The organism is Rhizobium sp. 007, from assembly GCF_015353075.1.
GTDB lineage: Bacteria > Pseudomonadota > Alphaproteobacteria > Rhizobiales > Rhizobiaceae > Rhizobium.
Genome location: NZ_CP064187.1, coordinates 989,985 through 1,010,036, shown reverse-complemented (window position 1 = coordinate 1,010,036; position 20,052 = coordinate 989,985). Strand labels below are relative to the sequence as shown.

19 protein-coding genes are annotated in these 20,052 nt (G+C 59.6%); 15 read left to right on the top strand and 4 right to left on the bottom strand.

Going from position 1 to position 20,052, the window contains the following annotated elements; all coding sequences use genetic code 11:
* The first annotated feature begins 288 nt into the window (after positions 1-288).
* The 5 genes from ISN39_RS04940 (at position 289) to ISN39_RS04920 (ending at position 4,768) form a co-directional block, all read left to right on the top strand.
* Positions 289-1,056 (top strand): SDR family oxidoreductase, encoded by a 768-nt coding sequence (locus ISN39_RS04940; RefSeq protein WP_194729357.1) that lies wholly within the window; start codon positions 289-291, stop codon positions 1,054-1,056.
* Positions 1,053-3,092 (top strand): excinuclease ABC subunit UvrC, encoded by a 2,040-nt coding sequence (uvrC, locus tag ISN39_RS04935; protein WP_194729356.1) that lies wholly within the window; start codon positions 1,053-1,055, stop codon positions 3,090-3,092. The genes ISN39_RS04940 and uvrC overlap by 4 nt, the downstream gene beginning before the upstream one ends.
* A gap of 110 nt (positions 3,093-3,202) precedes the next feature.
* On the top strand, positions 3,203-3,793 hold the full coding sequence (gene pgsA / locus ISN39_RS04930; RefSeq protein ID WP_022714716.1) for a CDP-diacylglycerol--glycerol-3-phosphate 3-phosphatidyltransferase: 591 nt from the start codon (positions 3,203-3,205) through the stop codon (positions 3,791-3,793).
* Positions 3,790-4,044 carry a molybdopterin converting factor subunit 1 gene (gene moaD / locus ISN39_RS04925; RefSeq protein WP_039844473.1) on the top strand — a complete coding sequence of 85 codons (255 nt, stop codon included), beginning with the start codon at positions 3,790-3,792 and terminating at the stop codon, positions 4,042-4,044. The genes pgsA and moaD overlap by 4 nt, the downstream gene beginning before the upstream one ends.
* A gap of 262 nt (positions 4,045-4,306) precedes the next feature.
* On the top strand, positions 4,307-4,768 hold the full coding sequence (locus ISN39_RS04920) for a molybdenum cofactor biosynthesis protein MoaE (RefSeq protein ID WP_194729355.1): 462 nt from the start codon (positions 4,307-4,309) through the stop codon (positions 4,766-4,768).
* Here ISN39_RS04920 and ISN39_RS04915 read toward each other — a convergent pair whose 3' ends face one another.
* Complete coding sequence (locus tag ISN39_RS04915) at positions 4,769-5,665, bottom strand: branched-chain amino acid ABC transporter permease (RefSeq protein WP_074067263.1); 897 nt, start codon at positions 5,663-5,665, stop codon at positions 4,769-4,771.
* Between the two features lie 66 nt (positions 5,666-5,731).
* Between ISN39_RS04915 and ISN39_RS04910 the strand changes: the two genes are divergently transcribed.
* Positions 5,732-6,277 carry a CGNR zinc finger domain-containing protein gene (locus tag ISN39_RS04910; protein WP_194729354.1) on the top strand — a complete coding sequence of 182 codons (546 nt, stop codon included), beginning with the start codon at positions 5,732-5,734 and terminating at the stop codon, positions 6,275-6,277.
* Positions 6,274-6,780 (top strand): hypothetical protein, encoded by a 507-nt coding sequence (locus ISN39_RS04905; RefSeq protein WP_194729353.1) that lies wholly within the window; start codon positions 6,274-6,276, stop codon positions 6,778-6,780. The genes ISN39_RS04910 and ISN39_RS04905 overlap by 4 nt, the downstream gene beginning before the upstream one ends.
* A gap of 73 nt (positions 6,781-6,853) precedes the next feature.
* On the opposite strand, the gene ndk is transcribed toward ISN39_RS04905, so the two are convergent.
* On the bottom strand, positions 6,854-7,276 hold the full coding sequence (gene ndk, locus ISN39_RS04900; protein ID WP_022714709.1) for a nucleoside-diphosphate kinase: 423 nt from the start codon (positions 7,274-7,276) through the stop codon (positions 6,854-6,856).
* Between the two features lie 460 nt (positions 7,277-7,736).
* On the opposite strand from ndk, the gene ISN39_RS04890 reads away from it, so the two are divergent.
* The 3 genes from ISN39_RS04890 (at position 7,737) to ISN39_RS04880 (ending at position 11,299) form a co-directional block, all read left to right on the top strand.
* Positions 7,737-9,620 carry an ABC-F family ATP-binding cassette domain-containing protein gene (locus tag ISN39_RS04890; protein WP_194729352.1) on the top strand — a complete coding sequence of 628 codons (1,884 nt, stop codon included), beginning with the start codon at positions 7,737-7,739 and terminating at the stop codon, positions 9,618-9,620.
* A gap of 117 nt (positions 9,621-9,737) precedes the next feature.
* Entirely contained in the window at positions 9,738-10,664 is a 927-nt protein-coding gene (locus tag ISN39_RS04885; protein WP_194729351.1) for a Gfo/Idh/MocA family oxidoreductase, read from the top strand.
* Between the two features lie 83 nt (positions 10,665-10,747).
* Positions 10,748-11,299, top strand: a complete 552-nt coding sequence (locus ISN39_RS04880) for a GrpB family protein (RefSeq protein WP_074067253.1) — start codon at positions 10,748-10,750, stop codon at positions 11,297-11,299.
* A 9-nt stretch (positions 11,300-11,308) separates the two neighbouring features.
* On the opposite strand, the gene ISN39_RS04875 is transcribed toward ISN39_RS04880, so the two are convergent.
* Entirely contained in the window at positions 11,309-11,758 is a 450-nt protein-coding gene (locus tag ISN39_RS04875) for a DNA polymerase III subunit chi (protein ID WP_194729350.1), read from the bottom strand.
* A 7-nt stretch (positions 11,759-11,765) separates the two neighbouring features.
* Complete coding sequence (locus ISN39_RS04870) at positions 11,766-13,256, bottom strand: leucyl aminopeptidase (RefSeq protein WP_194729349.1); 1,491 nt, start codon at positions 13,254-13,256, stop codon at positions 11,766-11,768.
* Between the two features lie 237 nt (positions 13,257-13,493).
* Between ISN39_RS04870 and ISN39_RS04865 the strand changes: the two genes are divergently transcribed.
* From ISN39_RS04865 to ISN39_RS04845, 5 genes are all read left to right on the top strand, one after another.
* Positions 13,494-14,189: a phosphatase PAP2 family protein gene (locus ISN39_RS04865; protein ID WP_194730106.1), complete on the top strand. Its 696-nt coding sequence runs from the start codon at positions 13,494-13,496 to the stop codon at positions 14,187-14,189.
* A 106-nt stretch (positions 14,190-14,295) separates the two neighbouring features.
* On the top strand, positions 14,296-15,474 hold the full coding sequence (locus ISN39_RS04860; RefSeq protein ID WP_074070217.1) for an LptF/LptG family permease: 1,179 nt from the start codon (positions 14,296-14,298) through the stop codon (positions 15,472-15,474).
* A complete protein-coding gene (gene lptG, locus ISN39_RS04855; protein ID WP_092583163.1) occupies positions 15,471-16,559 on the top strand; it encodes an LPS export ABC transporter permease LptG in 1,089 nt (362 codons plus the stop codon). Before ISN39_RS04860 ends, lptG begins: the two co-directional genes overlap by 4 nt.
* Entirely contained in the window at positions 16,559-18,925 is a 2,367-nt protein-coding gene (locus tag ISN39_RS04850) for an LPS-assembly protein LptD (RefSeq protein WP_194729348.1), read from the top strand. The genes lptG and ISN39_RS04850 overlap by 1 nt, the downstream gene beginning before the upstream one ends.
* A gap of 175 nt (positions 18,926-19,100) precedes the next feature.
* Positions 19,101-20,051, top strand: a complete 951-nt coding sequence (locus ISN39_RS04845; protein ID WP_194729347.1) for a SurA N-terminal domain-containing protein — start codon at positions 19,101-19,103, stop codon at positions 20,049-20,051.
* Position 20,052: the final 1 nt, after the last annotated feature.

Sequence of the window (20,052 nt, the reverse complement as noted above, 5' to 3'; positions counted from 1 at the left end):
TCTCGGATCGAGGTCGAAAGTGGAGCGCAATTGCGGATTTGAGAGAGCCAAATTGTGAAATGATTGAGGCAGCGAAGCGGCTGAAATTTGATGTTGCTATAGAGCAACAGAATATTTGTTAACCATAACGATGGGTTAAATTGTCAATACTTATTCTAAGAAATTTATTTCTCAAATAATACATAGAATAGGTCTGCCACAAAGGCAATCGTGACACCCTATTTATATAGTCTGTGCCTGCCCCTATATAGAAACGCACTTAGACTCGCGGGACCAGAAGGCACGCTTTTGAACGAGAAAAGACTTAAGGCCGCGCTCATAACCGGGGCTGCCAAGAGAATAGGCCGGGCGATAGTCGAGGATTTGGCGGAAAACGGCTTTTCCGTTGCCATTCATGCCAATAGCTCGATCGACGAGGCGGAGGCGGTTGCGGCGGAATTGCGGCAAAAAGGCAAATACGCCGTCGTAGTGCAAGGCGACCTCACGAAAATAAACGAGACGGAAGCCCTGGTAAAAAGGGCCGCAGACCGGCTTGGTCCCATCGATCTGCTCGTCAACAATGCCTCCGTCTTCCGCGAAGATTCGGTGCGAAAGATGGATGCCGGTGTCTGGGACGAGCATTTCGCCGTGCATGTCCGGGCGCCGTCGATCCTCGCCGCCCAATTCGCCGCCCAGCTACCGGAAAAGTCCACTGGCCTCATTGTCAATGTCATCGACCAACGCGTCTGGGCGCTGCGGCCGAGCTTCTATTCCTACACCCTGTCGAAGTCGGCGCTTTGGACCGCAACACAGACGATGGCGCAGGCGCTTGCTCCGAAGATTCGTGTCAACGCCATCGGGCCTGGCCCCTCGATGCCAAGCGAACGGCAGTTGCAGGAAGACTTCCAAGCGCAGGTCGCAGCCCTTATCTTGAAGCAAGGACCTGCGTTGGAGGAATTCGGCCGGACGATTCGTTTTCTGTTCGAGACGCCTTCGATCACGGGTCAGATGATTGCACTCGACGGCGGCCAGCATCTCGCGTGGCAGACGCCGGATGTGCTGGAGATCAAGGAATGAATGCCAAGAAGCTGCCCGATGGCGGTGTTCTTTATGATGAAACCGATGAAAACGAAGACGATATCGAGGTGGAAAGCGACCTTTCCGCCTCGCCGCTTCCGGCTGCGATCGACTGGAATGAAGGCGGCGGCAACGAGAGCGGGCTTGCCGGCGCGGAACTGATCGGCGAATTCGTCAAGCGGCTGCCGAACAGCCCCGGCGTCTACCGCATGTTCAATGCCGATGGCGACGTGCTCTATGTCGGCAAAGCGCGCAGCCTCAAGAAGCGCGTCGGCAACTATGCGATGGGCCGGGTCCATTCCAACCGCATCGCGCAGATGGTCCGCCTGACCTCGCATATGGAATTCGTGACGACGCGCACGGAGACCGAGGCGCTGCTCCTGGAAGCGAATCTGATCAAGCGCTTGCGGCCGCGCTTTAACGTGCTTTTGCGCGACGACAAGTCGTTTCCCTATATCCTCATCACCGGCGATCATCGCGCCCCCTCGATCTTCAAGCATCGCGGCGCCCGCGCCCGCAAGGGCGATTATTTCGGTCCCTTCGCTTCCGCCGGCGCAGTCGGCCGCACGATCAATTCGCTGCAGCGCGCCTTCCTGATCCGCACCTGCACGGACAGCGTTTTCGAGACGCGCACGCGCCCCTGCCTGCTTTATCAAATCAAGCGCTGTTCTGGCCCCTGCACCCGGGAGATCAGCGACGAAGGCTATGCGCAACTGGTGCAGGAGGCGAAGGATTTCCTTTCCGGCAAAAGCCAGAAGGTGAAGGCGCACATGGCGCAGGAAATGAACGCCGCCGCCGAAGATCTCGATTTCGAGCGTGCGGCGATCTATCGCGATCGCCTTGCCGCGCTGTCGCACGTCCAGAGCCATCAGGGCATCAATCCGGCAGGCGTCGAGGAGGCGGATGTCTTTGCGATCCACCACGAGGGCGGGATTTCCTGCATCCAGGTTTTCTTCTTTCGCACCGGCCAGAACTGGGGCAATCGCGCCTATTTCCCAAAGGCCGACCCGCAGCTTTCGGGCGCCGAGGTTCTGAATGCCTTCCTCGCGCAGTTCTATGACGACAAGCCGGTGCCGAAGCAGATCATGCTGTCGGAAACCGTCGATGAAATGGCGCTGCTGGCGGCAGCGCTCGGCGAAAAGACCGGGCACAAGGTTTCGATCCTGGTGCCGCAGCGCGGCGAAAAGCGCGATCTGGTCGACCATGTCGTTGCCAATGCCCGCGAGGCACATGGCCGCAAGCTCGCCGAGACTGCTTCGCAATCGCGCCTGCTCGAGGGCTTCAAGGAAACGTTCGGTCTACCCTATGCGCCGCAGCGGATCGAGATCTACGACAACTCGCATATCATGGGCACGAATGCCGTGGGCGGCATGGTCGTGGCGGGGCCAGAAGGCTTCGTGAAGAGCCAGTACCGCAAGTTCAACATCAAATCGACCGACATCACGCCCGGAGACGACTTCGGCATGATGCGCGAGGTGATGACCCGGCGCTTTTCGCGGCTCATCAAGGAGGAAGGCATTCCGGACCGGACGCAGACGGTATCGAGCGCTGAGGCCGCCGATCTGCCTTTCCCTGTTTGGCCGGACGTGATCCTGATCGACGGTGGCCAGGGTCAGATGACGGCGGTGCGCGCCATCCTCGAGGAACTCGCCATCTCGGACAGCGTCATTGCCATCGGCGTTGCCAAGGGCGTCGACCGCGATGCGGGGCGCGAGCGTTTCTTCCCGCCGGGGCGCGAAAGCTTTACGCTGCCGCCACGCGATCCCGTGCTCTATTTCATCCAGCGCATGCGGGACGAAGCCCACCGCTTCGCCATCGGCTCGCATCGCGCGCGACGCAAGAAGGAGATGGTGAAGAACCCGCTCGACGAGATCGGCGGCATCGGCCCGTCGCGCAAGCGGGCGCTGCTGCAGCATTTCGGCACCGCAAAGGCCGTTTCGCGGGCAGCGCTTTCCGATCTCATGGCAGTCGAGGGCATTTCCGAAACGGTCGCAAAGCAGGTCTATAACCATTTTCACGACGATGCCGCGAAATAGGCGGCTACGGTCGCAAATTCCACGCAAAGGCGGCAGAAAAACAGAAAGAATGTTGACGGCTTGCGGTCAAACCCGTCATCTACAAGCACATAAATTCAGAGAACGGTTTCATGGCATCGCGCGCGTATAATATTCCCAATTTGCTGACCTACGGCCGCATTCTCGCGGTACCGCTGATCGTCCTGTGCTTCTTTGTCGAGGGACGGCTTGCGATCAGCAACACGGCGCGATGGGTCGCCCTTTGGATATTCATCATCGCTTCTCTCACCGATTTCCTGGACGGCTATCTGGCGCGCATCTGGAACCAGACTTCGAATATCGGCCGCATGCTCGACCCGATCGCCGACAAGCTTCTGGTCGCCTCGATCCTGCTCCTGGTTGCCGCGGATCAGACAATCGCCGGCTGGTCGATCTGGGCGGCAATCACCATCCTGTGCCGCGAAATCCTCGTTTCGGGACTGCGGGAATATCTCGCCGCCCTCAAGGTCAGCGTTCCCGTCACACGGATCGCCAAATGGAAAACGACGCTGCAACTGGTGGCTATCGCCTTCCTGCTTGCCGGTCCTGCGGGCGACGAGATTTTTCCCTATACGACGCAGATCGGCATCGGCCTGCTTTGGATCGCGGCCATTTTGACCATATATACCGGCTATGACTATTTCCGCGCCGGCTTGAAGCATATCGTGGATGACGAAGAATGACGCGTCTTGTCTATTTTGCCTGGGTGCGGGAACGGATCGGCAAGAGTGAGGAAGACATCGCCCTTCCCGCCTCCGTCGTCACCGTTGCCGATCTTCTCGGTCACTTGAAGACCCTGGGCGAAGAGTACGAAACGGCGCTTCAATACGAAAACGTCATCCGCGTGGCGCTCGATCAGGAACACGCCGAACACGACGAACCGGTCGGCAATGCCCGGGAGATCGGGATTTTTCCGCCGATGACGGGCGGGTGACGGATGACGGACGCACGCTCGCGTTTCCGAGAAGACAAATGGAAACACTGCCTATGGAGACGGCTGCCCCACGCTTCTCCGTCATTCCTGCGCTTGTCACCGGAATCGAGCCACGGCGCGTCCTTGCCGTGAAGGACTCTCTTTGTCTTGCAAGAACTTCTTTCGCTCCCAAGGCATTGGGCGCACCCGCTGCCTGTGACAAGCACAGCGATGAGGGAGTGCGTTTTGAGGTCATCGTACATCAGCAAAGGGGAAGCATGACGTGAGCCCAGCCCCCACCATCCGCGTCCAGCGCGAAGATTTCGACATGCAGACTGAAGTCGACCGGCTGAAAAAGGCCGCGCCCGGCGTTGGAGCGATCGTGACATTCTCCGGCCTCTGCCGCGACGAAGGCGGCACATTGGCAGCGCTGGAACTGGAACATTATCCGGGCATGGCCGAGGCGGAGATGACGCGCATCGCCGATTTGGCGATCGAGCGTTTTGGCCTGCTTGGGCTCACCGCCATCCACCGCTTCGGAAGAATCGCCGCAAGGGAAAATATCGTGCTGGTGATTGCCGCGGCGCCGCACAGGCAGGCGGCATTCGACGGCGCGAACTTCGTCATGGATTATCTGAAGACCTCCGCGCCCTTCTGGAAGAGGGAACATGGCACGGATGGCTCGGCAGGCGATTGGGTCTCTGCCAAGGACGCAGACGACGCTGCGCGCGACAAGTGGAAGTAGTCACGGAATGGCGCGCTCGCGCCGGCTCAGCACCAGCAGGAAGACGAGCAGCGAGAAGATGACGAAATCCCGCCAGAGGAACGGGCCGTAGGCGGTCCAGAGGGTTTCGGCAAAACCGATGCCTGCTGCACCGCCTGCGGATTTCAGCGGATCGGAATAGCCGCCGGCAGCGGCGATCATCAGCACCTTGAGGCCGAAGAGCAGACCCGCACCGAAATCCATCGAACCATAATAGAAGGTCGTCAGGATGCCACAGCAGGTGGCGATGAAGACGGCCGCCACATAGGCAGCGAGGAACACGCGGATTGCGCTGACGCCGCAGAGTTCAGCGGCGAGCGGATCGTCCGTCACTGCGCGCCAGACGCGACCCCAGGCGCTGCGGCGCAGCACCAGGCCGCCGACCGCGATCAGCGCACACATCAGCCCGGTATTGATAAGCTGGATATAGGTCAGCGTCACCTTGAAGGATGCGTCGCTCCAGAAAACGACGGTGCGGTTGAGGAAGGGCGAGAGCCAGAGCTCCCGCGTATCGGAGGCCAACCGCGCCGTCTCCATGAGCAGGATGGTCACGCCGAGGGCTGCGACGATGACCGTGTTCGGTGAGCGTCGCACGAGCGGCTGCATGACGGAGCGGCCGATCCAGAAGCCGGCGCCGAGCGAATAGACGAAAGACATGACGGCGCCGATCGCGAGCGATGCGGGCAGGACCAGCCAGAGGCGGTTATAGGCGAAATCGGTGAACAGCAGCAGGATCTGTCCCGCGAAAGCGAAGACCGCACCATAGGTGATATCGGCGCGCTTGGTGACGCCGAAGGCAAGCGCATAGCCAAAGGCAAGCGCGGCGTAGAGCGCTGCCAACGGCACCGCGTTTGCCAGCTGCTGCAATAGATAACCCATCAGGAAACTCCGGATCCTCTGCAAATAATAACTGGCAAAACCTATTTTACCAGTTATATTTTCTTTATGATCTTTGCCTGGACCGCACATCGTTTCTCTGGCGGCGCGCTGGCGCTGGATGTCGCCAACAGCGTCATTCTGCGTCATGATATAGCGCGCAGCATCGACCGCTTTGCGGCGGATGAACAGTTCACGAGCTTTCCGCATGCGGCTGCGGAATTCTGCGCCGAGCGCGCACTTTTCAGGGAAGTTCTGCCGGTGGCGCCAAAAGACAGGCCGAATTTCATCGCGCTGCGCGAGGCGACGGACCGCTATTTCCGGCAACGGGTTTTGACAGGCAATGACGATCGACTTCTCGCGGACCTGCTTGGAAAACTTGCCGTAACCCTCCGCAATGCCCGGCCCAACGGGCTCGACGCCGCGACCGCGCATTCGGTGCTTCGCCTGATCGCGATGCCTGATGCGGAGCGCTTGAAGATATGCCGCAATTGCGGCTGGCTGTTCATAGACCGCAGCAAGAACAAAAGCCGTGCCTGGTGCGACATGGGCGTCTGCGGCAACCGCGCCAAGGCAAGCCGGCACTACCGCCGGAAGAAAGAGGACGCGACATGAAGATCAAGGTTATCACGGCGCTGGCGCTGAGCGCCGCGCTGCTCGCCGGCTGCCAGCGCGAGATGGAGAAGATGGTCGAAGTGAGCGGCCATATTTTCGTGTTCAACTACCGCGTCGCAAGCGCGACCTACCTCGTCACGTTGAAGAAGACTGCAGCCATTCCCGATGGCGCGGTGGCGATCGCGGAATTCGAGAACCCGGCCGGCGGCGACCCAATCGTGCTCACCGAGAAGATCTATCCGGCCTGGGACAAGATCACCCTCCAGAGCCCAAAAGTACACTGCATCCGCAAGGATAGGCCTTATTCCGTAAAGATCCGTCTCGTCGATGCCGAGGGGGCGACGCTGCAGGAGTTGAAGGCACAACTGGTCTCGGACGTCGATCAATCGATCCTGCCGAGCAAGCCGCTGGTCGTCGGGCCGCTCTATACGCAGAACCCGGATGTCTTCAAGCCGGACGGAACGACGGACTTCAGCAATACAGACAAGTGCCCTGCCGCATAACGAAAAAGCCGGAGCGAAGCACCGGCTTTCAGAAACATCTCAAAGGCTTCAGCCTCTCGGCTGAAATTCCGATTCAGCCGACGATTTCGGTGTCGGAGAACCAGTATTTGATTTCCTGCGCAGCCGTTTCCGGAGCGTCGGAGCCGTGAACGGAGTTTTCGCCGATCGAAAGGGCGTGCACCTTGCGGATCGTGCCTTCGTCAGCGTTTGCCGGGTTCGTCGCACCCATGATTTCGCGGTTCTTGAGGATTGCGTTTTCGCCTTCGAGAACCTGCACGACGGTCGGGCCGGAGGTCATGGTGTCGACGAGTTCGCCGAAGAACGGACGCTCCTTGTGAACGGCGTAGAAGCCTTCAGCTTCGCGCTTGCTCATCCAAACGCGCTTGGAAGCAACGACGCGCAGGCCCGCATCTTCCAGCATCTTGGTGATAGCGCCCGTCAGGTTGCGCTTCGTTGCGTCCGGCTTGATCATCGAAAAGGTGCGTTCAATCGCCATTGGGTCAAATCCTCTGGTTTAGCGGGAAAAGTGGGCGGTCTTTATCCGCCCCTAGCCCCGAAAACAAGGGGGACGCGGCAATTTCACGCCGTTGTCATAGTGCGGCCCCTGCCTTCATACAGATCAAGGCAGCGCTCGAACCAACTCTTGACATCTTCCCCGCCCGAAAGGACGGAGATTTTCAGGGGCGGCTCAGGTCGCCCTTTCGCGTTCTCGGGAGACGGGTTTAACCGCCTTCGATGGCCGTGTTCCGGCCGCCAGGATGTTGACCGCCGCGTTGACGTCGGCATGGTCTGCCTGTCGGCAGGAGAGGCAGAGGAACTTCGCTTGGTTTTCGCGGTTTCCCTTGTCCCTCGACCCCGCATTCGCAGCAGGTCACGGACGTGTATCTCGGATCGACATTCACGAGGTTGCCGCCACGGTCTTGCCTTGATCGCGGCTTTCGGCCAAAACGCCGCGCATGATCACAATTACCGACATTTCTGCCCGCATCGCCGGGCGCCTTCTCCTCGACAATGCCAGCGTGACGCTTCCGGCGGGCACGAAGGCTGGCCTTGTGGGGCGGAACGGCGCGGGCAAATCTACGCTTTTCAGGATCATCACCGGCGATCTCGGCGCAGAAACGGGCTCAGTTTCCATACCGAAGAACGCCCGCATCGGCCAGGTGGCGCAGGAAGCACCGGGCACGGAAGATTCACTGATCAAGATCGTGCTGTCCGCCGACAAGGAGCGCGCCGCGCTGCTTGTCGAATCCGAGATCGCGACCGATGCGCACCGGATTGCGGAAATCCAGATGCGCCTTGTCGATATCGATGCGCATTCGGCAGAGGCGCGGGCGGCAAGCATTCTTGCCGGCCTCGGCTTCGACCAGGATGCCCAGCAGCGCCCGGCCTCGGCCTTCTCCGGCGGCTGGCGCATGCGCGTGGCCCTTGCCTCAGTGCTCTTTGCCGAACCCGATCTGCTGCTTCTCGACGAGCCGACGAACTATCTCGACCTCGAAGGTACGCTCTGGCTGGAAGACTATGTGCGGCGCTATCCGCACACGGTCATCATCATCAGCCATGACCGCGACCTTCTGAACAATGCCGTCAATTCGATCGTCCATCTCGACCAGAAGAAGCTGACCTTCTACCGCGGCGGCTACGACCAATTCGAGCGGCAGAAGGCGGAAGCCGACGAATTGCAGACGAAAGCGAAGGCCAAGAACGAGGCCGCGCGCAAACATCTGCAGAGTTTCATCGACCGCTTCAAGGCAAAGGCCTCCAAGGCGCGCCAGGCGCAGAGCCGCGTCAAGGCGCTGGAACGCATGGGCACGGTCGCCGCGGTGATCGAAAATCATGTGCAGCCGATCACTTTCCCGGAACCGGAAAAGCAGCCGGCATCGCCGATCGTCGCCATCCAGAGCGGTGCCGTCGGTTACGAATCGGGCAAGCCGATCCTCAAAAACATCAGCCTTCGCATCGACAACGACGACCGCATCGCGCTGCTCGGCTCCAACGGCAACGGCAAATCGACCTTCGCAAAATTCATCGCCGGCCGACTTTCGGCCGAAAGCGGCGACATCAAACTCGCACCGAGCCTGAAGATCGGCTTTTTCGCCCAGCACCAACTCGACGATCTCGTCCCCAACGAGTCGCCGGTCGAGCATGTGCGCCGCCTGATGCCCGCAGCGCCCGAGGCCAAGGTCCGCGCCCGCGTGGCGCAGATGGGGCTTTCGACGGAAAAGATGTCGACCGCCGCCAAGGATCTTTCTGGCGGCGAGAAGGCCCGCCTGCTGATGGGGCTTGCTGCATTCCACGCGCCGAACCTTCTCATTCTCGACGAGCCGACCAACCACCTGGACATCGACAGCCGCCGCGCTTTGATAGAAGCGCTTAACGACTACGATGGCGCCGTCATCCTCATTTCGCACGACCGCCATCTCATCGAGGCGACGGTCGACCGTCTCTGGCTGGTCAACAACGGCACGGTTTCGAATTTCGAGGGCGATATGGAGGAATACCGCAATCTCGTCGTCTCTTCGGGCAAAAAAAAAGACGAAAGGCCTGATCTGAGCGAAGAGCCCTCCTCCAAGGCGGAGCAGCGCAAGGCGAATGCCGGCAAGCGCGCCTCGCTCGCGCCGCTCAGGAAAAAGATCAATGAAATCGAATCTTTGACGGCAAAGCTGGAGAAACAGATTCAGGAGCTCGATGCGGAGCTTGCCGATCCGGCGCTCTACGAAAAGGCGCCGGCAAAGGCCAGCGAGAAAGCCAAGCAGCGTGGCGAGGCAGCCGCAAAGCTCGCAGCCGCCGAACAACAGTGGCTGGAGCTTTCTGCCGAATATGAGGACGCCATGGCGGGCTGAGTGTCGCGCCTTTTCGATCTGCACGTGACAAGGCCGCTTGCCCGGCGGTAACATTCTGATAAAACACCGCCCAATAAATCATACTTTTGAGCGAAACACCGAACGCGAGCTTCAGCCATGTCACCCATCAACCTCGCCATCGTCGGCGTCGGCAAGATCGTCCGCGACCAGCACCTCCCCTCGATCGCCAAGAATCCGGATTTCAAGCTTATCGCGACGGCAAGCCGCCACGGCAGCGTCGACGGCATCCAGAGCTTCACAAGCATCGAGGCCATGCTCGACGCCGTGCCTGATATCGACGCCGTGTCGCTTTGCATGCCGCCGCAATATCGCTACGAGGCAGCCCATAAGGCGCTTTCTGCCGGCAAGCACGTCTTCCTCGAAAAGCCGCCGGGCGCGACCCTGAGCGAGGTCGCCGACCTTGAAGCGCTGGCCGCCGAAAGAGGCGTCTCGCTTTTTGCAAGCTGGCATTCGCGCTATGCGGCTGCGGTCGAGGCCGCGAAGGCCTTCCTCGCCTCGACGAAGATCGAAAGCGTCCACGTCATCTGGAAGGAGGACGTGCGCCACTGGCATCCGAATCAGGACTGGATCTGGCAGCCGGGCGGGCTCGGCGTTTTCGATCCGGGTATCAATGCGCTGTCAATCGTCACCCATATCCTGCCGAGGGCGATCTTCCTGACGAGCGCCACGCTGGAGTTTCCGGAAAACCGCGACGCGCCGATTGCGGCCGACATGCATTTCAAGAATGCCGACGATGTCCCGGTTCACGGCGAATTCGACTGGCGCCAAACCGGCAAACAGAGTTGGGACATCATTGCCGAGACGGCAGCCGGCAAGATGGAGCTTGCGGAAGGCGGATCGAAGCTTTCCGTCAACGGCGAACTGAAATTCTCCGCTCCGGAAGAGGAATATCCGGCGCTCTACCGGCGCTTCGCAGAGATCATCAAGGCAGGCAAGTCGGATGTCGACCTCGCACCGCTACGGCACGTGGCCGACGCCTTCATGCTCGGCAAGCGGAAGTTCGTGGAAGCATTCCACGACTGACCGACGGATCGTCGGCCGGCTGCCAGTGCTACCGTTGAATGTTAGAGTGGCAAGATCGACCCTCGCCAAGGACGACCAATACCATGCATCAGGAGCAAGACGAATCTTTTGGGTTGGGTGTGCGGCATCTGACCGTCACGCTCGCCGCTCCCGACGCGAGATGGCGGGAAGCCTATGCGCTGGAAGAGGCTAGAATCCGAGGTGCGCTCGGATCTCTGGCGCTCGACATCCAGCATTTTGGCAGCACCGCCATCCCGGCGATCAAAGCAAAACCAATAATCGACATTCTGATCGGCGTCAGACGTTTCGAAGACGGGGCGACCTTTATCGGCCCGATGGAACAGATCGGCTACGATTATGCTGGAGCCGATATCGTGCCCGACGACTACATCTTCGGCCGCGGCATCAAGGGCGAGACGCGCACGCACCTCGCCCATATCGTCGAGTATCAGGGTCACAATTGGAAGCGGAACATTCTTTTCCGCGATAGGCTTCGGAGCGATCCCATTCTCGTCCAAGCCTATGAAGAGCTGAAGATCGATCTTGCGCGGAAATATGCCCAAAATCGCGCCGCTTATACCGCGTCGAAGAAGGCTTTCATCGACAAGGTCGTGACGGACAGCGGTCTTGCCTGACCTTGGCGGTCAGGCCTTCTTCTCCCAGCGTCCCTCCGGCGTCTGCTGCCAATAGGTGAGGCTGTGCCCCTCGCCCTTCAGCCTCTTCCACTGGGCCCGAGCGGCTTCGAGCTGCTCCTGGTCGTATCCGTCGAACATGAAGACGATGCGCTCATAGGTGTCCACCGACGGCGGTTCGGCGCCGTCGACGACGAAACGCACGGTCGCAGCGTTGGCGTTTCCGGCCGATGCCGTCAACAGGACGGGCTGGTCTTCGGCGAATTCAGCCTCGTCCGTACCGTGCGGCAAAAAGCTGTCTTCGCGGAAAGTCCACAGATGCGCGTCGAGCGCATCCCTTCGAGCCGTTTCCTTCACTTGGATCGCGACACGCCAGCCGCGCCCCACGCTCTTGTCGACGAGCGGCGGCAGCGCGTCCTCCAGCTTGGATTCGGTCAGATGATAGAACAGGACTTCCGTCATTGCGCGATCAGGCTTCGTAGTGGTCGCGCACCAGACGATCCAGCAGGCGGACGCCGAAGCCGGAGCCCCAGGACTGGTTGATCTCATCAAGCGGCGAACCCATCGCGGTGCCCGCGATATCGAGGTGCGCCCAGCGGGTGTCCTGCACGAAGCGCTTGAGGAAATGCGCCGCCGTGATCGAACCTGCATAGCGGCCGCCGGTGTTTTTCATGTCGGCGAACTTGCTGTCGATCATCTTGTCGTATTCCTTGCCGAGCGGCATGCGCCAGACCTTCTCGCTTGTGGAGAAGCCGGCCTCCGTCAACTGGTCGGCAAGCGCGTCGTCGTTCGAAAACAGGCCGGCATAGACGCTGCCGAGCGCCACGACGACAGCGCCTGTCAGCGTCGCAAGGTTGACCATGCACTGCGGCTTGAAGCGGTCGTTGCAGTACCAAAGCGCATCGCAGAGCACGAGACGGCCCTCGGCATCGGTGTTGATAACCTCGATCGTCTGGCCGGACATCGAGGTGACGATATCACCCGGGCGTTGGGCATTGCCGTCCGGCATGTTCTCGACAAGGCCGATGATGCCGACCGCGTTGACGGCCGCCTTGCGCGCCGCAAGAACATGCATGAGGCCGGTAACGGCCGCCGCACCGCCCATATCGCCCTTCATGTCTTCCATGCCCGCTGCCGGCTTGATCGAGATGCCGCCTGTATCGAAGACGACGCCCTTGCCAATGAAGGCGACGGGACGCTCCTTGGCCTTTCCGCCCTTCCACTGCATGATGGCAAGGCGCGGCGGACGGACGGAACCCTGGGCGACGCCGAGCAGCGCGCCCATGCCGAGGCGCTTCATCTCGCGCTCCGTCAGGATTTCGACCTCGACACCGAGCTTTTCCAGTTCCCTTACCTTCGCGGCGAACTCGACGGGGCCAAGGACGTTCGGCGGTTCGTTCACGAGATCGCGCGCCAGATTGACGCCATCGGCGACAGTTTCGGCATCGGCAAAGGCCTTCCTTGCGCCTGCCGCATCGGCGGTAATGATAGTAACCTTGGCCTTGCCGCTCGCCTTGTCCTCGTCATCGGTCTTCTTCGTCTTGTAGGTGTCGAAGCTGTAGCCCCGCAGCAGCATGCCGAGCGCGAAATCGGCCCCGGCCCTGGCATCGACGCCAACGCCTGGCGCGTCGATGAAGACCGTCGCCTTCTCGGCTCCCTTGATCTTCGAGGCAGCCGTACCGCCAGCCTTCAGCCAGTCATGCGCCGTCAGTTCTTCGGCTTTGCCGAGACCAACCACGATGACGCGTTCGGCCGGCGAGCCTTCGGGGGCGACAAGATCAAGCGTACTCACCGGTTTTGCCGAGAATTTGGCAATTTTCGCGGCCCTGGCGATGACACCGGCCGGGTCGGCGATTTCAGCTCCCGCAGCCAAATCGGCGTCGCTTGCCTTCAACAGTATGGTCAGTCCGCCGCTGATCTTGGCCGACTTTGAAAATGAGATATCGAATTTGGCTGCCATGTTTTCTCCATTCGGATTCTGCAGAATCCAACCGGCGGCGATAATTTCGGGTTTCAGCGCCGAAAACAAGGCTTGATCGGGAGGCCATGGACAAATCCGCGATACCGAGTCAAAAAGCAACTGTGCTTGAAACGGCGCCGAAAACCACGAGAAGAATGCCCTGACGTGACCGCTAGTCTTGCAGACAAATTATCCGGCTCCCAAGTTCGCTTCCCGCCCAGCGCGGCAGGTACTTTCATCGGCCTCTTCTGTCTGTGGTGGGCGCTGCTTCTGATATTCCATACCTTCCCGCATGTCGACATCGTAGCGTCGTGGCATTTCTTTCTCGTCGATACCTGCAAAACCTCGGACGCAGCGGCACAGGTTTGCGGACGTTTCCCCTCCCGTCAGACAGCCTTTCTGGACACGCTCAGAACGATCTTCTTCCGGCTGCCGTATGTTGTGGCGGCTGTTCAACTCGCCATGCTGATCGCGTGCTACTGGCCTCACGGTGCAACGTTCAACGCGCTTCGGGCCCGAAATCTCAAGATCGCTCTGGCATCGCTGCTGCTCGGACCCGGCCTTATCGCGAACGTCATCCTCAAGGAGCATTGGGGCCGCCCGCGGCCGATCGAGACCCTCAATTTCGGCGGTACCCTCGATTTCGTGCAGGCGGGATCGATTGCCGGAAAGTGCATTTCGAACTGCTCGTTTGTCTCCGGAGAAGCGGCAAGCGCCGGCTGGCTGCTCTGTCTCGTCATGCTGATACCGCAGCCGGCACGAACCGGACTATTCCTGCCGATTTTGGCGATCTCTATCCTCACGCCGCTGATGCGGCTTTCCTTCGGCGCGCACTTCCTTTCCGATATCGTACTCGGCTGGCTATTGGCGATTGTCGTTTTTGCCGGTGTCTATGCGGGTACCGAATTCATCACACGGGCCAAAAAATTCTGAATTTTGCATGAAATTTTGACACCTGCTTGTCGCAAAAGCGCAGCAAAGAGCTTAGATGGTTCCTGCTGCGATGCTTCCGCTTCGCAGGTGCGTTTCAAGGGCAGGCATGAAACTACTTGAAATCTACATATTGCGGCGCGTCGGCCAGATGTTTCTCGTAGCGCTGCTGCCGGTGCTCGCGATCATATGGACGACCCAGGTCCTGCAGCGCATCAACCTGGTCACCGATAGCGGTCAGTCGATCGGCTCGTTCGCCAAGCTTGCGACGCTGATTCTGCCGTCGATTATTCCTGTCGTCTTGCCCTTCGCCCTTGTGATCGGCGTCACCCAGACGCTGACAACGATGAACAACGATTCGGAGCTGACCGTTATCGATGCGGCCGGCGCCAAGCGGAACATCATCGTCCGGCCGATCCTGCTGCTTGCGGCTGTCATTAGCGCGTTCTCCTTCTTCGTCGACAACGTCGTCGAGCCGAAGGCAAAGACCGGTGCGCGACAGATGATTGCGGCGGCCTATGCCGATCTTCTGTCCACCGTCATAGAAGAAAAGAACTTCCGCAGGATCGATGAGGGTCTCTATGTGCAGATTTCGGAACGGCTGGCCGGCCGCGTGCTGAGGGGCCTGTTCGTCGTCGACGAGCGCGATCCTGCCTTCGACATGATCTATTATGCGCGCGAGGGCGCCGTCGACGATACGGGAACATCGCTCATCATGCGCGACGGCGAGGTTCAGCGCAAAGCCCGCGACGGCAACGTCTCGATTATCAAATTCGACTCCTATTCTTTCGATCTCTCCGATCTGACGCAGAACCGCGGACAGGCGACGCTCCGCGCCAGCGACCGCGACCTGGGCTTCCTGCTCAATCCGGATCCGGCCGACAAGGATTACATCTCCAGGCCGCAATCATACCGCGCCGAACTTCACAGACGGCTGACGGACTGGGTTCTGCCTTTCGTTTTGGCGCTGATTTCGCTGGCGATCGCCGGTGACGCGCGTTCGCATCGCGAGGCGCGCCTGCACCCGATGGTCACGGCTTTGACCTTTTCCTTTGCGCTGCGCTGGGCGTCGTTCTACGCCGCGAACCAGATCGACACCAATCCGTTTTACATCGGCGTGCTGTATGCGATTCCGGTCGTGGCCGGCGTCGCGGCGAGCGGCTTCCTCAATATGCATAAGCGCCTTTCGATTCCGGCCGCCGTGGGCGAACGTGCCGCCGGCATCTGGCACAGAATCGAGCGGCGACTGCCTTCTGCGCTCGGAAAGACGCCCGGAGGCAGCGCATGATCTTCGGCACCTTGGGACGCTACTTCTTCCGCCGCTATCTTGCGATAACGATCTGGTTCTTCCTTGGAATCATCTCGATTGTCTTTCTGATCGATTTCAGCGAGACGGCAGGCCGAATGTCCGGGCTTCCGGGCTATACCGTAGCCGGTGGCCTGTTGATGACGGCCGTCCGACTGCCGCTCATCATCCAGCAGACCGTTCCGTTCATTGCGCTCTTTGTCGGAATGACGGTGTTGATCGGGTTGAACCGCAAGTATGAACTCGTGGTGGCGCGCGCAGCCGGCATCTCGGTATGGCAGTTCATGTCGCCCTTCATCGCCGGTGCCTTCCTGCTCGGCATCCTGACGATGGCAGTCATCAATCCGCTCGCGGCCTGGGGCCAGCGTCAGGCGGCACTGGTGGAGACCGATTGGCGCGGCCAGGAGAAGGCCACAAGCAGTAAGCCGCAGGTTCCCTGGCTGCGCCAGATCAGCGGGAAGGACGACGTCATCATCGGCGCTCGTACGATTCAGGAGAACGGAACGCTGCTGATCGATGCCGTTTTGATCCACTTCGATTCGGACGGCCGCGTGATTCTGCGCCAGGATGCAGCTTCCGCAAAATTGGAAGATGGTTACTGGCTCCTTAAGAACGTTACCGAGCGCCGGCCGGGCGAAATCGCGGTCCGCAAGGATACGGTCCAGCTTCGCACCAATTTGAAACAAGACTTCGTCCAGGAGCGCCTGACATCGCCTGAAACCATTGCTTTTTTTGACCTTTCCAATCGAATAGCAATTGCAAAATCCTTCGGTGTTCCGACGAAGGCGCTGGAGACGCAATTTCACTCATTGCTGTCTCAACCACTGCTGCTTGTCGCGATGACTCTCATTGCTGCAACAGTGTCTTTAAAATTTAGCCGGTTCAACCAGTCGAGGTCGGTGATTCTGGGTGGAATCCTTTCGGGCTTCGTGCTTTATGTCGTCAACGTGCTTGTAAAAGCATTTGGAAGCAGCGGAGTCGTACCGCCTTTCGTGGCGGCGTGGATTCCGGTAGTCGTCGCGCTGGCTCTGGGCGCAACGATTCTGCTTCATCAGGAGGACGGCTAGTGGCGGCAGGCGACCGCAAGACTTTTAGTAAACAGTTGGTTGCCCTGCTCGCAGGGGCGACTCTGCTTGGCTATTCTGGAAGCATTCCTGCTGTGTTCGCGCAGGAGAATTCGACGTTGCAGAGGCTGCAGCCGAAGATCGATCCCGAAGCGAAAATGATGCTTTCGGCCAACGAGCTCGTCTACAACAGGGACCAGCAGATCGTCTCCGCAGTCGGGGGCGTCCAGATCAACTATGCGGGCTACAGAATGGTGGCCCAGCGCGTGGAATACAACCAGAAGACGGGCCGCATGATGGCGGTCGGCAATATCGAGCTGATCAGCCCCGACGGCAACCGCATGTATTCCGACAAGCTCGATGTGACCGACGACTTCGCCGAAGGCTTCGTCAATGCGTTGCGTATCGAGACCACGGACAACACGCGCATCGCGGCCGAAAGCGGTGAGCGCGTCAACGACAATCTGATGATCCTCAACAAGGGCGTCTACACCGCATGCCTTCCCTGCGCCGAACGGCCGGAACGACCGCCTTTCTGGCAAGTCAAGGCCGAGCGCGTCATTCAGAATGGCGAAAAACATACCATCCGGCTGGAGAAGGCACGCTTCGAATTGCTCGGCCATCCGATCGCCTTCCTCCCCTGGATCGAGGTCCCGGACCAGACGGTCAAGAGGAAGTCCGGCTTTCTGTTTCCGAGTTTCAGTACATCGGAAAACCTCGGATTCGGCGTTACCGTTCCCTACTACTATGTCTTCTCGCCCAGCATGGACCTGACGGTCAGCGGCACCGGCTACACGAATCAGGGCTTCCTGCTCGACGCGGAGTTCCGGCAGCGTTTCGAGAACGGCACGCATACCCTGCGCGTAGCGGGCATCAACCAGATGCGCCCGGAGAGCTTCACCGAGGGAACAAGCGACCAGGAGGCCGATGACCGCGGAATGATCGGATCCAAGGCGGAGTTCAAGATCAATCCCCGCTGGGCATTCGGCTGGGATGTCATGGTGCAGAGCGATAATAACTTCTCGCGTACCTACGAACTCAGAGGGTTCAACGAGACAACCCATGTCAACCAAGTCTACCTGACCGGCCTCGGGAAGCGGAATTACTTCGACATCAGATCGTTCTACTTCGACGTTCAGGACTCCGACCCGCATAGCGAGGAAGAAAAGCAGCAGGCGATCGTCTATCCCGTGATAGACTATCATGCCGTGGCTCCGCAGCCGCTGGCCGGCGGCGAATTGTCGCTCGACGTCAACTTCACGAATATTTCGCGCACGCATGACAGTTTCTTCGACAACCCCGTAGGTGATGATCGCTTCTCATTGAAGGGGCAGACATCGCGTCTGACCGGGGAACTCGAGTGGAAGCGAACTTTCGTGACGCCGCAGGGCGTACTCATCACGCCTCTGCTCGCCGCGCGCGGCGATGCACTGGCGCTGAATGTGGACGATCCCAACTCCATCAGCGGGACGTCCGTATACGACGGCGACTTCGAAAACGGTGATGGCGCAACGCGCGGGATGATCACCGCCGGCCTGGAAGCGCGCTATCCGATTCTGATGACGACGGCCAACAGCACGCATGTCTTCGAGCCGATCGCCCAAATCTACGCCCGTCCCGATGAGTCTCTGGCGGGCGCCCTGCCCAACGAGGACGCGCAGAGCTTCGTCTTCGACGCGACGTCGCTCTTCGAGCGCGACAAGTTCTCGGGTTACGATCGCATCGAGGGCGGCACGCGTGCCAATATCGGCTTCCAGTACACCGGCACCTTCGACAACGGCTACAAACTTCACGGCATTTTCGGCCAGTCCTATCATCTTGCCGGCCAGAACTCGTTCGCCACGGACGATCTCGTGAATGCGGGGGCGAATTCGGGTCTTGAGACCGACCGTTCCGACTATGTCGGGCTGGGCGGCATCGAGACGCCGCAGGGCCTTTCCCTCGCCGCCTCGTACCGTCTGGACGAGAAGGATCTCTCTTTTCGCCGTGGCGATCTGACGGCCGGGTTCCAGACCGATACATTCCAGAGCCAGCTTCTTTACACCCACATTTCGCCTCAGCCGGATTACGGGTCCGCCGAAGGCGGTGATGAAATCCAGACCAAGGCAACGGTCAAGTTCAGGGACTACTGGTCCGTCTTCGGCGGCATTGCGTGGGATCTCAACAACGACGTCATCAGCAGGAAGACGCTCGGCCTCTCCTATGAAGACGAATGCACGATCTTCACGATCGCCTATACTTCAAAACGCGATACAAGCGACGAGTCGGCAAGCGACTGGAGCATTGGCGCCAGACTTACGTTCCGCACGCTCGGCGATGTCAACGTCGGATATTCTGACGATATCGAAAAGAATATCTACAATAATTGATTGCGATATTGGACGGCGAAAGAAAGCGAGCCTTTCTTTCGCCGCAACACTATGCAGGACATTGCCGTCAATCGGGTTATGAGGCATAGGAATGTCGCTTGGAGGCGGCTTCGACCTCGGTAAAGCTGTGTTCACGCGCACGTGCTGCCGCAGCGTCTATGGGAAGGATCGACACATGATTGGCGCGAGAAAGACTGTCACGACTCTGTTTGCCGGCGCTGCGTTCTGTGTGCTCGCGGCGCTTGCTCAGCCACAAAGCGGTTCCGCATTTGCAGCCAGCGAAGTCAAGGCCGTCGTCAACGGGGTGGCACTGACCACGGGCGATGTCGCAAGGCGCCAGGCATTTCTTCGTCTCCAGCACCAGAAGGCCGATGCGAAGACGGCGGAAGAATCGCTCGTTGACGAGACCCTGAAACGTCAGGAAATCTCGCGTGTGCGCATGTCCGTCTCCAAGGATGAAGTCGATGCGTCCTTTGTGCGTTTTGCGTCCGGAAACAAGCTTTCCACCGAGCAGCTTACGCAAATTCTCACTCAGGCCGGGGTCGGGGCCGATCACTTCAAGCAGTATATTGCCGTGCAAATGAGCTGGCCGCGCGTCGTCAATGCGCGCTACGGGTCGAGCGCCCGCATGTCGAGCAGCGACCTTGTCAGCCGCATGATGGAAAACAATAAGCAGAAGCCCGTCACGACCGAATATATGCTTCAGCAGATCATCTTCGTGGTGCCGCAATCGAAGAAAGGCATTACGGGCAAACGCAAGAGCGAGGCCGAAGCCTCCCGTTCGAAATATCCAGGCTGCGAACAGGCAAAGGTCTTTGCAGCAACGATGCGTGACGTATCGGTCCGCGAACTCGGCCGCGTGCTGGCACCGGAGCTTCCGGTCGAGTGGAAGCCGTTGATCGAGCAGGCCAAGGGCAATACTACGGCAACCCGCGTGACAGAAAAGGGCGTGGAATATCTTGCAATCTGCAGCCAGCGCGAGGTATCCGACGACACCGCCGCTGAGATCGTGTTCCGCCAGGAGGATCTGGACAAGGCCAAGGCTGGCAAGAGCGCCCCGGAAAACGAAAACGCTACCAAATATCTCGAAGAGCTGCGCAAGAAGGCGCAGATCATCTATCGCTGAC